A 12,910-nucleotide genomic window follows, 5' to 3' on the forward strand; every position below is an offset into this window, starting at 1 on the left:
TTAAATACTGTTGTTTAAAATTTCAGCAATATGCATTACTTTTAATGGTTGTTTATTTCTGTTTACTAAACCTTCTAAATGCATCAAACAAGAATGATCTGCACCAGTTAAAACTTCAACATCACTATCTAAATGATCCTGAACACGATCTTTCCCCATTTTAGTAGAAATAGCCTCTTCAAAAACAGCAAAAGTGCCTCCAAAACCGCAGCATTCATCTTTTCTATTTAGTGGCATAAGTTCTAGTCCTTTAACATTATTTAATAAGGATTCTTCAGTTGAATAATGTTCTCCCATAACTTCAGAACAAGAACCTAATTTTAATCCTCTTAGACCATGGCAGCTTTTATGCAGGCCTACTTTATGCGGAAATGTTGCCCCTAATTCAGTTTTACCTAAAACTTTTACAATGAATTCACATAGTTCGTAAGCGTTGTTTCTTACCCTTTTTACCTCTGGTGTTTGTTCTATAATATCAAAATGATGTTTTACATGATATATACAACTACCCGATGGGCCTACAATGTAATCATAGGCTTTAAAATTTTCCACAAATACTTGACAAATGCCTTTTGCATCGTCTTCGTAACCAGAATTGCCTAATGGTTGTCCGCAGCAAGTTTGACCTTGAGGGTAGTATACATCTACACCTAATTTTTCTAATAATTCTAATGTAGCTATCCCAACTTGAGGATATAGTTGATTGATATAACAGGGTATAAATAAACCTACTTTCATTGTTTTGGTTTTACTCAATTTGTGTTAAAATTATAAATTTTGTTTAATGATAAATGAAAGATATAAATTTAATTTTTTCTAGTGTTTTATCTGTCCTGTTCTGACCTGTAAAGGTGATTAAATAAATTGTTTCCCTTTATAAGTATTCTCTTTAATTCTTAATTATTACGAAACATTAAAATAATAAAGTGTTAGACTATTTGTAAACTATTATAATAATTAAAGCTTATTAACCCTACAGTACAGGATAGAGTCTTAATCTTCAAAGTTTATTTTCGTATCAAATATTTTTAATATTTCACGAATAAGCGTTGCTTATTATAAACAGGATAAAGCATTCTACTTATAAAAATTTAAGCAAGTACTTTGTTACAACATACCATTGCTAAATAGCATGTTGTAAATAAAATTGATAAACTAGTGAAATAATTAAATATGCGATATTTAAGAATTTGTTAAAAAACTAAACACAAAATTATGCAAGCAATATTAGGAGTATTATTTCATTCATTAGGAGGGGTTGCCTCGGGGAGTTTTTATATGCCTTTTAACAAAGTTAAAGGTTGGGCATGGGAAAGCTATTGGATGGTTGGTGGTTTAATGTCGTGGTTAATTGTGCCACCCTTAGCGGCCTATTTAACCGTTCCAGGATTTATGGATATTATTTCTGCGGGTTCTAGTACTATTGTTGGTTTTACCTTTTTAATGGGATTATTATGGGGTGTAGGCGGATTATCCTATGGGCTTGGTGTTCGCTATTTAGGTATGTCTTTAGGTAATTCGGTAGTTTTAGGGTTTTGTGCTGCATTTGGAGCTGTTGTACCTTCTATATACTATAATTTTTATCCAGAGGCAGGAAAGGTATCTTTTACAGATATGTTAGGGTCTTCTGGTGGTCAATTAGTTTTACTAGGTGTTTTAGTCTGTTTAATTGGTATTGGTCTTTCTGGGAAAGCCGGAATTATGAAAGAAAATGAGTTAACAGATGAACAAAAAAAGGAAAGTGTATTAGAATTTAATTTAGTAAAAGGGTTAATTGTAGCTGTACTTTCTGGTATTTTAAGTTCTTTTTTTAGTTTTGGAATTGAAGCAGGTAAACCTTTAGCAGATGCCGCTGTAGAAGCAGGTTACGATCATTTATTTGCCAATAATGTTACTTTTGTTGTTATTCTTTGGGGTGGTTTAGTGACCAATTTAGTTTGGACAACCATGTTAAGTATTAAAAACAAATCTTATAAAGATTTTACTAATAAAAGTACACCAATTCGTAACAATATTATATTTTCTGCATTGGCAGGAACCATATGGTTTTTACAATTCTTTTTTTACGGAATGGGTGAAAGTAAATTAGGTAGTGGTGCAAGTTCATGGATTTTGCATATGTCTACTATTATCTTAACAGCAAACTTTTGGGGTATTTACCGTAAAGAATGGAAAGGGGTTGCTAAAAAAACTAAATATACCATTACAGCCGGAATTATAGTGATTCTTTTATCTGTTGTTTTGGTTGGAATTGGTAATTCTATTTAATGTAAAAATTTGTAATTCAATAGCCCATTTATCTTAATAAAACACCGTTTTTATTAAGATAAATGGGCTATTGGCTTTATAAAATTATATGTATGGCATTATATTTAATGCGTATTTATAATTTTTAACACCTCCTGCGTGGTTATTTAATATATTCTTTTTGTTGGTTTTGTTTCAGCATCTAAAAATGTTTACAAAATTTAAAAAATATAAATACTTACTTCTATCATTTGTTATATGAAAATTTTTGTAATCATAATTATAATACTACTTCAAATAAAATTTTCTTGTTATTTTTAGTCCTAATTCTGATACAAAATAAAAAAATCCGTTTAGGTAAGCATAAGAAGTAAATTACAGTAATAGGCATTCTTCTATTTTATAAAGAAACTTCTACGCGTTTTTTTAGTATACTTTTAAAAGGAATCCCTTAAAGTATTGCGAACTAAACTATATAGCTTTAGTTAATTATTTTTTTTCAATTTTCAATACAATCTTGTAGTCTAATTCGTTATTTATTTTTAATTTCATTGATTATTGAATTAGCCTACAAATAATGGCAGAATGTATTAGTTTTAGTGGTTAAATTTAATATTTATGTTCACTATGAATTTTGATACTGCTAGTAGGCATACTTTCATTTATTGGTAAAATAGAAGAATCCAATATGAAAACGTTTATGTTAATAGGAACTATACTCTGGTTTGCATCTACACTGTTCTGGATGAAAGAAGATGAGTGATTTTGCGTAAAGACGTCTTTTTTAAGTCGTAGTTTATTAGTGTTATTTTGTTAATTAATAAAAGTTATTGAAAATAATAGAATAGTTAGGATTTTTATAAAACATTATTTATTGAATTAAAACAAAAAACCCAAGATTCATATCATGGGTTTTTCTTTTTAAATCTTGTAGCGAGAGGGGGGCACGATCCCCCGACCTCCGAGTTATGAATCCGACGCTCTAACCAGCTGAGCTACCTCGCCATAATTTAAGGCTGCAAATATAAAAACAATATTGTACTAAGCAAACAGAACTACAGGAAAATATTATTAAATTTTATTGCTAAACTTATCAATTAATGTATATATTGAGCATCATTAATATTAAACACACTTATGGACGATAAAGTTAAGTTTGAAATTGAATTTCCTATTCATGCTTCGCCGCAATTATTATATCAATATATCTCTACACCATCAGGGCTATCTGAATGGTTTTCAGATAACGTAAACTCTCGAGGCGAACTGTTTACCTTTATTTGGGATGGTAGTGAAGAACAAGCAAAACTATTAAATAAAAAAAGTGGAGAGCGTGTTAAATTTAGATGGCTTGAAGATGAAGAAGATGGTCTGTCTTGTTATTTTGAAATTAGAATTCAAGTAGATGAAATTACAAAAGACGTATCATTAATGGTTACGGATTTTGCTGAAGACGATGAGGTAGATGAAGCAAAAATGTTATGGACCAATCAAATATCTAGTTTAAAACAAGTATTAGGTTCTGCTTAACTCTAAATAGTATATTTTAAATTATATTTGTCCCGCTTTTCAAAATAACGAAAGCGGGATTTTTTATGATAAATTTTAACGGATCACTTTTAGAAGAAAATACAATTATATCAACTCAAAATAGAGGCTATGCTTATGGCGACGCACTTTTTGAAACTTTAAAAGTTGTAAGTGGCAAACTATTATTTTGGGAAGACCATTATTTTAGGTTAATGGCCTCGATGCGTATTATGCGTATGGAAATCCCTATGAATTTTACCATGGAGTATTTGGAAGAAGAAATCCAAAACACATTAACAGCCAATGCACTAACTAAAGCAACGGCTCGTGTTAAATTACAGGTTCATAGAAATGAAGGAGGTTTATATACGCCAAGCACCAATGCCATTAGTTTTTTGATTTCTTTAACCCCTTTTTCAGAAGATTTTTACTTGATAAATGATGCGCCTTATGAAGTAGATTTGTTTAAAGATTATTATGTGTCGCCAAGTTTACTATCTACCTTAAAAACAAATAATAAAGCATTAAACGTTGTTGGAAGTATTTATGCAAAAGAGAATAGTTTACATAACTGCTTAATGTTAAACACAAATAAACATGTTGTAGAGGCACTTAACGGCAATGTGTTTTTAGTAAAAGGAAATACCATTAAAACAGCTCCTTTAAATGATGGTTGCTTAAAAGGTGTAATGCGAACTCAACTTACAGCTATAATTAAAGCGTTACCAGAATACGAGTTGTTAGAAGAATCTATATCACCGTTCGAAATTCAAAAAGCAGACGAAATGTTTATAACTAATGTTATTACAGGTATTCAGCCAGTTAGTAAATACAGAAAAAAGATGTTTGCTAATACCGTTTCTAAAGTATTACTTCAAAAACTAAATGTAAAAATCCGATTAGCTTAATATAATACGAAGTATTAAATATTAGTTATAACTTGGATTTTCTGGCGCATTAGACCAAATACTGTATTCGCCACCAAATTCTAACATTTTTTCTTTCCAAAACGTTTCATAGTCTTTTTCTATGATATCTTTTTTGTAAGTGTTTTTAGAGACAACCCAAGAGTTGGCTTTAAGTTCTTCTTCTAATTGGCTAGTTTCCCAACCAGAATAGCCTAGAAAAAATTTAATATCATTCTCTTTAATGGTATCGTTTTTTATTAGTTCGGCAACTTTAGAAAAATCGCCACCCCAATAAATGCCTAAAGAAATTTCGATACTGTTAGGAATTAAAGCGGGTATTTTATGAATAAAATATAAGTTATCTTGCTCTACAGGCCCGCCATTATAAACTTTAAACTTGGCTTCAACCTCAGGTATTAAGTCATTAATATTATATTCTAGAGGTTTATTAAGAATAAAACCAATTGAACCTTCTTTAGAGTGGTCTGCAAGTAAAACAATAGAGCGATTAAAAGATACATCTCCAATAATTGCAGGTTCAGCAATTAATAAATCTCCTTTTTTGGGTTTTGATGTTACCATATTTGGGCAATTAATAATTAAATCTAATATTTATTTATTAAATAAGCAAGTCTTTAGAGGAGATATAAAAAAAAAGCCTCCATAATAATGGAAGCTTTTTTAATATAATAGAAGTAAATAATTAGTTTACTGCACTTGATAAATCAGATCCAGCTTTAAACTTTACTACGTTTTTTGCTTTGATTTTAATTGTTGCACCAGTTTGAGGGTTTCTTCCTTCTCTAGCAGCTCTTTTAGAAACTGACCAAGAACCAAATCCTACTAATGAAACTCTGTTACCTTTTTGTAAAGCACCTTCAATTTCAATAATTGCACACTCTAAAGCTTTTTTTGCAGCTGCCTTAGTGATTCCAGCGTGTTCTGCCATTGCGTCGATTAAATCTGTTTTGTTCATAATATAAATTTTAATAATTAATAAATCGGTTAAACATTTTTGTTAAATCCTTTACAAATTTATACGGATTATGCAACCACGCAAGTAACAGCAAGGGAAAAACGTCGTTTTGTTGATAACTTATAACATTTGTTAATAAAGGCGGTGCTTTTCGTCGATATTTTTGTAAAATGAGTAATAATAAGGGTTTAGAGCATTTTAGCGTTTTCGTTAAAAGCATATCCATTTAAAAGAGATTTTACATCCATGGTTCGCTTACCAGGAAGCTTAATTTCTTTTATAATTATGTAACCATTTGTTACTGCAACCTTTAATTCTTTTTTTGTCGAAATAATACTACCAATTTCTAATTTGTGAGGTTCGAGTTCTTTTTCAACATTATAAAGTTTAACATCCAAAGTGTCTTCATTATTAATTAAAGTACACCAAGCGGCAGGATAAGGCGATAATCCACGAATGTGGTTGTAAATATTATCTATAGGCTCCTTCCAGTCAATTTTACAATTGTCCTTATTAAGCTTATAAGCCGTTTTAATGTCTTTAGTTTCTGTCTGCGGAACAGTTTCAACAGTTCCATCTTTAATAGAACCAACAGTCTTTAAAACCAATTTGCTACCAATCTCCATTAACGTATCATGAAGTGTACCTGCATTTTCATCTGGTTTAATGTCTACTGTTTCTTGAAGAATCATATCTCCAGTATCAATTTTTTCATCAATAAAAAATGTAGAAACTCCTGTTTTAGTTTCACCATTAATAATAGCCCAGTTTATTGGTGCCGCACCACGGTAGCTAGGTAATAACGAAGCGTGTAAGTTAAACGTACCATATTCTGGCATTTGCCAAACTACTTTAGGTAGCATTCTAAAAGCAACAACTATCTGTAAATTTGCTTTTAAGGCTTTTAATTCATCAAGAAACCCTTCATTTTTTAGGTTTGTTGGCTGTAAAATGGTTAACGCTTTAGATTTTGCATACTGTTTTACAGCACTCTCGTTAAGTTTTCTTCCGCGCCCAGCAGGTTTATCAGGTGCCGTAATAACACCTACAATATTATAATCGTTCTCTACTAATGTTTTTAAAGTAGCCACAGCAAAATCTGGCGTTCCCATAAAAACAATCCTTAAATCTTTCATTTCTCTTTATTTATTTTGGCGTTACCACAAGGGTCGGGCTTTACGTTGCAAGTCCTCGCACTTCCTTCGTCAGGCTGTGGGCTTTCCTCTGCAATCCCTAACGCACTTGTTTGCTAATGCCAGTTTAATTCTATAAATATTTAAGTGTCTGTTGTCAATTTCGACATAGCGAAGAGAAACCTTATAATAATTAGATTCCTATTCATGCCTCCTTCAGGATGACAAACAAACTTTTTTTTACTACTAACTATAAATGACTTAATTTATAGGTGTTTGTTGGCGTAATGCCAATAACTTCATGTTCTAATAATAATTTTAAAACGCTTTTAAATGTATCTGGGTCGCAATTTAAATTTTCTAGCATAACTCTAGATGATTTGTCCCCGTTTTCTAACAATTCGATGATGCGTTTTTTTAATGTATTTAAATCTTCTGGTTTTTTCTTTTTTACTGTTTTAATACAAACCGAACAAATGCCGCAATTTTTAGCATCTTTTTCTCCAAAATAGGAGAGAAGCTGTATGCTTTTACAAACCGAGTCGTTTTCAATATAATCCAACATAGCTTTTACTTGCTGTTGTTTCAATTTGTTTTGTTGCTCTATGGTTCTCGAAATTCTATTTATTGTTTTATCATCTTCTCTAGGTTCTATAAAAGTAACCTGAGCATCAGTTTTAGCAAGATTTAAAGTAATAATTTCGTCGTTTTCTAATTCTTGAAGAATGTGTGTTATTTTGCCTTCAGAAACTCCAGCTTTTTCAGCAACTTTATTAAGGTCTATTTTTGTAACATGATCAAAAGCACCGCCATAAAGTCGTAAAATAGACTTCACTATAATACCAAATGCTTTATGGGTTTCTAAATAATTAAACAAGGCCTTGTTGGATATTATAAATTGTACGCTTACCTTATTTTTAAATTGTTTTGATAAGGTAATAATGCTATTTCTATCTAATATTAAAAGGGCATTATAACACGTTATGGAGTTGAATTTATAAGTTTTACAAAAGGAATTAAAATCAAAATCGAAGGTTAAATACGCGCCCTCTCCATAAGAAATTTGAAAATAGTTACACAGTTTTCTATACACTTGTTTTACTAGGCTTACAGGAGGTAAAATACTTAAAAATTGGTTTTTTACAAGTGCTTTGTCGCTGTCGTTTTTAAGTATTACTGCAAAAGCTTTATCGCCATTTCTGCCAACCCGACCAGCCTCTTGAAAATAACTTTCTATACTTTCTGGTAAATTAAGATGAATTACGGTTTTTACATCTGGTTTATCAATACCCATACCAAAGGCATTGGTAGCCACCATAACTTGTTTTTGGTTGTGTAACCAAGCCGTCATGTTTTGGTCTTTCTCAATATTTGATAGCCCGCCGTGATAATGCGTGGCTGAAATTTTTTTTGAATTTAAAAAGGCACTAACATCAAGCGTAGACTTTCTATTTCGAACATAAATTATAGAAGATGCGCTGTACTTTTTTAATATGGTTTCTAGCCTGTAATATTTATCGTTTTCGTGAAAAACCATATACGCCAAATTTGGCCTATAAAACGATTGTTTAAATATTTTGGGGTTTATAAAATCTAATTCGGTTACAATATCTTGTACAACTTCTGGTTTTGCCGATGCTGTTAAGGCGACCACATTTACACTTGGTTGCAACTGTCTTAACAACGTTATATTTTTATATGCTGGTCTAAAATCGCTGCCCCATTGCGAGATGCAATGTGCCTCGTCTACCGCAATTAAATTTACTTGCATTTGCCTAATACGATCTTGTACTAACTCTTGCTGTAAACGCTCTGGCGAGAGGTACAAAAATTTATAGTTGCCGTAAATGCAATTATCTAATAGGGTATCTAAATCTTTATAACTTATACCGCTGGTAATGGCCATGGCTTTTATGCCTTTGTTATTTAAGGCTAAAACTTGGTCTTTCATTAACGCTATTAAGGGCGACACCACAATACAAATACCTTTTTTTGCTAATGCTGGTATTTGGAAACACATAGATTTTCCGCCACCAGTTGGTAACAACACAAAAGTATCTTCGCCAGCAATAACGGCGTTTATAATAGCTTCTTGTTGCGGCCTAAAACTGGTGAATTTCCAATAGCGTTCTAATATGTTAATGGGGTGTTCCACTTACCTAAATGGTGTTTAGAATAAAGTTGGTTCGCTCTTCTACGGTGCCAAACGGCACTTCGGTTATGTTGTAGCCTAAACTTTTGTATGTGTTCTTTAAATGTTCGTGTATTTGCAAAACATCATCAAAAGATTCAAATCTTCCACAATCGGTTTTATAAATTTGTTTCCATGGCGGTAATAAAAAAACATCTGTATATAGGTGCGCTTTACAGGTATCTGTAAATACGGGTTGATAGGTTTGCTTGAAATAATCCATGTACGCTAAGACATCTGGAATGCCGCGATCGAAAAAGCATAAGGATTTGTTTAAGGTTTCTGCTTGTTTGTATTGTTCTAATCTGCCGTTAAGTAACCGTGTATTAAAATCTAATGGGTCTTTAGCAAAAACAATAGGGTTAGAAATATGGTTTGATGCATCGACCTCGTCTTTAACTTCTGATGTTAATGTTCTAATTAGCTCATCAAAACAATAATAGTTTTTTGATTTTAAGTTATCTATCACCGAAGTTTTTCCGGTGCCTGCACTACCAGTTATTACAATTTTTTTAGTATTCAAATTTGTGTTATTTGCTGTAAAAATCGGAATTTTAATGTTGATAAAAAAGTGGATGCCTAACTATTGCAAATAGACCTTGGTTTTGACTTAGCTTTTTGTTGGCTGGTGGCCTGCGCTAGGGATTGAAGTGGAAAGCCCACAGCGAAGGAACGAAGCGCGGACTTGCAGCGTAAAGCCCGACCCTTTTGGGTAGCGCCCAAATAATAATACTATATATTTTAAAATGTGTTTTAGAGCCGTATATTTGCACTTTATTTTTATACTATGAGCACACCTCCAAATTCTGATGAATTTTACAAAAAATTAAAAGGCCAGCTGGAAGATACTGCGCTTTGGCCAACGGAATATTTATATAAATTTATTGTTCTTTCTGATAAAGAAAAGATAAAACAAATTGAATCTATTTTTAACCATTTGGGTGCTGTAATCGAAACTAAAGAGTCGAAGAATGGGAAATATACTAGTATTTCTATTCATGTAAGAATGAAAAATCCTGACGCTGTGATTAATAAATACAAAGAAGTTGCAGAAAAGGTTGAGGGCGTGATTAGTCTTTAGTTTTTTTTCGTATTTTGCGCATGCATAGAAAACTACATGCAAAAACCTTAAACTCTACACATTTATTTTGATAGATAATTTAGAATACAACACAGAGCGTGAACATTTAATTATTCCTGAGTATGGACGCCATATGCAAAAAATGATTAATCATGCTAAAACACTTGAAAATAAAGAAGAACGTAATAAGGTAGCTAAGGCTATTATTGCCGTAATGGGTAATATGCAACCGCACTTAAGGGATGTTCCAGATTTTCAGCATAAACTTTGGGATCAGCTTTTTATTATGTCTAATTTTGAATTGGATGTAGATTCGCCTTATGAAATTCCTACCAAAGAAATTTATGAAGAGCGTCCAGACCCTTTAGAATACCCACAAAATTTCCCGAAATATCGTTTTTACGGAAACAATATTAAAACCATGATTGATGTGGCTAATACATGGGAGGAAGGCGAGCTTAAAGAAGCTTTAAAGTATACCATTGCTAACCACATGAAAAAGTGCTTTTTAAATTGGAATAAAGATACGGTTGAGGATGCCGTTATTTTTGATCATTTATTCGAACTTTCTAATGGAAAAATTAATTTAAAAGATTCTGAAGAAGATTTATCTGCTTCTGCTAGTTTATTAAAAACAAAAAGCAAGTACTCGAATAACAATAACAAGAAATCGCACCACAAAAAGAATTCTAATAACCGTCAAAGAAAACGCTACTAATCAAAGCATGGGAACATTCAAAATTGAAGGTGGTCACCAACTAAAAGGAAAAATACAACCTCAAGGTGCCAAAAACGAAGCATTACAAATTTTATGTGCTGTTTTACTAACTCCAGAACTTGTTACTATTAATAATATCCCGGATATTGTTGATGTTAATAAACTTATAAGTTTATTAAAAAAGTTAGGTGTAAAAGTTGAAAAACTTGCAAAAGGTAGCTATACATTTCAAGCTGATGATGTTGATTTAGATTATTTAGAGTCTGATCAATTTAAGATTGATGGACGTGGTTTACGCGGATCAATAATGATTGTTGGGCCTTTGTTAGCGCGTTTTGGTAGAGGTTATATTCCTAAACCAGGCGGCGATAAAATTGGTAGACGCCGTTTAGACACACATTTTGAAGGTTTAATAAAACTTGGTGCTAAATTTGGCTATAGTAAAGAAGAGCAGTTTTATGGTGTTGAAGCTAAAAGACTTAAAGGAACCTATATGTTGCTTGAAGAAGCATCTGTTACCGGAACTGCAAATATTTTAATGGCTGCTGTTTTAGCAGAAGGTCAAACAACTATTTATAACGCAGCTTGCGAACCTTATTTGCAACAACTTTGTAAAATGCTTAATAGAATGGGTGCCAAAATTAGTGGTGTTGGTTCTAATATGTTAATTATTGATGGTGTTGATAATTTAGGAGGTACGGAGCATAGAATGCTTCCTGATATGATTGAAATAGGAAGTTGGATTGGTCTTGCGGCCATGACAAAAAGTGAACTGACTATTACGAATGTATCTTGGGATGATTTAGGATTGATTCCTGAAACCTTTAGAAAATTAGGTATTACGGTTGAAAGACAAGGTGATGATATTCATATTCCAGCACATACAGATGGTTATGAAATACAAAGCTTTATAGATGGTTCTATTTTAACCATTTCTGATGCACCTTGGCCTGGGTTTACACCAGATTTATTAAGTATTATTTTGGTGGTTGCTACCCAAGCTAGAGGTAGTGTTTTAATACACCAAAAAATGTTTGAAAGTCGTTTGTTCTTTGTAGATAAACTTATAGATATGGGCGCAAAAATTATACTTTGCGATCCGCATCGTGCTACCGTTATTGGGCATGATTATAAATCTACTTTAAAGGCTACAACAATGACTTCGCCAGATATTCGTGCTGGTGTGTCGTTATTAATTGCGGCGCTTTCGGCTAAAGGAACATCTACGATTCAAAATATAGAACAGATTGATCGTGGTTACGAAAATATAGATGAAAGATTAAGGGCAATTGGTGCTAAAATAGAGCGTGTTTCTTAGTTAAGATGCTTTAAAGTTAGAGTAGACTACGGTTAAATTTGATTTACAATGATCTTCATTTATAATGTGGCCATCTTTTATTGTTTCAACATAATCTTGTAATATTGATAACGGTATATTAATACATTGGGTTGTTTTAATATGACGTTTAAATTCTATTTCTAAAGTTTCTTCTTCTTTATTAAAATTTAAATTTTTAATGATTGACGGGTTTAAGTTAAGGCGTATCATAACTGATTGGTTTTAAGGGTTACTGTAAAGGTAATTTTAAAATCAATGATATGAAATAAGCATTACTACGTATTTTTATGAGATTTTAGTGGTAATAATGTAATGAGTTTTTATTATGATATTTTGCTATTTTATTTTTATCATCTCTAATTCATAATCTTTTAGTTGAGGATCCATACTTTTTAAATGGCATTTATAACTATCAAGATTAGTTTCTTTAATAGAAACAATAAATATTTTTCCAATTATGTTTTTCTTATTAGAATTTAAAACGCCATTACAAGTAAGTTTATATTCACAATCAGAATTCCATTCTATTAAACTGTAAATTTCTATTCCGGTTTTATTACTTATTTCTACTTGAATAGAATCATTTCGTTTTACAATCCATTCTGAGTATTCCGGATTTACATATTTGAATTCACCAGTTTTAAAGTTCGAACATGGTATGTTTTGGCTAGAAATATTTAGTATCGTAAATAGTAACGTGAAAAAAATTACATTTTTCATAGTTGTTGGGCTGATTAGTTGGCACTATAAATATACGTATTTAATTACAAATTATTATTTACATATG

At 31.6% G+C, this 12,910-nt stretch carries 14 protein-coding genes and 1 tRNA gene; 6 read left to right on the forward strand and 9 right to left on the reverse strand.

What is annotated here, in order from left to right:
• Positions 1–738, reverse strand: coding sequence for a (Fe-S)-binding protein (locus tag SJY43_RS10470; protein ID WP_396600688.1), 738 nt, complete (start codon positions 736–738; stop codon positions 1–3).
• A gap of 477 nt (positions 739–1,215) precedes the next feature.
• Here SJY43_RS10470 and rhaT point away from each other — a divergent pair, with 477 nt between their 5' ends.
• On the forward strand, positions 1,216–2,268 hold the full coding sequence (rhaT, locus tag SJY43_RS10475) for an L-rhamnose/proton symporter RhaT (RefSeq protein ID WP_396600689.1): 1,053 nt from the start codon (positions 1,216–1,218) through the stop codon (positions 2,266–2,268).
• Between the two features lie 910 nt (positions 2,269–3,178).
• On the opposite strand, the gene SJY43_RS10480 is transcribed toward rhaT, so the two are convergent.
• Positions 3,179–3,252: transfer RNA gene (locus SJY43_RS10480), tRNA-Met, on the reverse strand.
• 132 nt (positions 3,253–3,384) lie between these two features.
• On the opposite strand from SJY43_RS10480, the gene SJY43_RS10485 reads away from it, so the two are divergent.
• Both SJY43_RS10485 and SJY43_RS10490 read left to right on the forward strand, forming a co-directional pair.
• Positions 3,385–3,777 (forward strand): START-like domain-containing protein, encoded by a 393-nt coding sequence (locus tag SJY43_RS10485; protein WP_396600690.1) that lies wholly within the window; start codon positions 3,385–3,387, stop codon positions 3,775–3,777.
• Positions 3,778–3,842: 65 nt separating this feature from the next.
• A complete protein-coding gene (locus tag SJY43_RS10490) occupies positions 3,843–4,685 on the forward strand; it encodes an aminotransferase class IV (protein WP_396600691.1) in 843 nt (280 codons plus the stop codon).
• Positions 4,686–4,706: 21 nt separating this feature from the next.
• Here the strand turns inward: SJY43_RS10490 and SJY43_RS10495 are convergent, their stop codons facing one another.
• The 5 genes from SJY43_RS10495 to SJY43_RS10515 form a co-directional block, all read right to left on the reverse strand.
• Positions 4,707–5,267, reverse strand: a complete 561-nt coding sequence (locus SJY43_RS10495) for a YqgE/AlgH family protein (RefSeq protein ID WP_396600692.1) — start codon at positions 5,265–5,267, stop codon at positions 4,707–4,709.
• A 121-nt stretch (positions 5,268–5,388) separates the two neighbouring features.
• Positions 5,389–5,661, reverse strand: coding sequence for an HU family DNA-binding protein (locus SJY43_RS10500; protein ID WP_034040429.1), 273 nt, complete (start codon positions 5,659–5,661; stop codon positions 5,389–5,391).
• A 188-nt stretch (positions 5,662–5,849) separates the two neighbouring features.
• On the reverse strand, positions 5,850–6,797 hold the full coding sequence (fmt, locus tag SJY43_RS10505; protein WP_396600693.1) for a methionyl-tRNA formyltransferase: 948 nt from the start codon (positions 6,795–6,797) through the stop codon (positions 5,850–5,852).
• Between the two features lie 247 nt (positions 6,798–7,044).
• Positions 7,045–8,949, reverse strand: a complete 1,905-nt coding sequence (locus tag SJY43_RS10510; protein WP_396600694.1) for an ATP-dependent DNA helicase RecQ — start codon at positions 8,947–8,949, stop codon at positions 7,045–7,047.
• A gap of 4 nt (positions 8,950–8,953) precedes the next feature.
• Positions 8,954–9,508 carry an AAA family ATPase gene (locus SJY43_RS10515; RefSeq protein WP_396600695.1) on the reverse strand — a complete coding sequence of 185 codons (555 nt, stop codon included), beginning with the start codon at positions 9,506–9,508 and terminating at the stop codon, positions 8,954–8,956.
• 264 nt (positions 9,509–9,772) lie between these two features.
• Here SJY43_RS10515 and SJY43_RS10520 point away from each other — a divergent pair, with 264 nt between their 5' ends.
• The 3 genes from SJY43_RS10520 (at position 9,773) to murA (ending at position 12,102) form a co-directional block, all read left to right on the forward strand.
• On the forward strand, positions 9,773–10,066 hold the full coding sequence (locus SJY43_RS10520) for a DUF493 family protein (protein WP_396600696.1): 294 nt from the start codon (positions 9,773–9,775) through the stop codon (positions 10,064–10,066).
• A gap of 67 nt (positions 10,067–10,133) precedes the next feature.
• Positions 10,134–10,784 carry a DUF4290 domain-containing protein gene (locus tag SJY43_RS10525; RefSeq protein ID WP_396600697.1) on the forward strand — a complete coding sequence of 217 codons (651 nt, stop codon included), beginning with the start codon at positions 10,134–10,136 and terminating at the stop codon, positions 10,782–10,784.
• 7 nt (positions 10,785–10,791) lie between these two features.
• Positions 10,792–12,102 carry a UDP-N-acetylglucosamine 1-carboxyvinyltransferase gene (gene murA, locus SJY43_RS10530; protein ID WP_396600698.1) on the forward strand — a complete coding sequence of 437 codons (1,311 nt, stop codon included), beginning with the start codon at positions 10,792–10,794 and terminating at the stop codon, positions 12,100–12,102.
• Here the strand turns inward: murA and SJY43_RS10535 are convergent, their stop codons facing one another.
• Complete coding sequence (locus tag SJY43_RS10535) at positions 12,103–12,333, reverse strand: hypothetical protein (RefSeq protein WP_396600699.1); 231 nt, start codon at positions 12,331–12,333, stop codon at positions 12,103–12,105. It abuts the gene before it with no gap.
• 126 nt (positions 12,334–12,459) lie between these two features.
• A complete protein-coding gene (locus SJY43_RS10540) occupies positions 12,460–12,843 on the reverse strand; it encodes a hypothetical protein (protein WP_396600700.1) in 384 nt (127 codons plus the stop codon).
• Positions 12,844–12,910: the final 67 nt, after the last annotated feature.

Origin of the sequence: Algibacter sp. R77976, from assembly GCF_044594645.1 — a bacterium.
Classification (GTDB): domain Bacteria; phylum Bacteroidota; class Bacteroidia; order Flavobacteriales; family Flavobacteriaceae; genus Algibacter_B.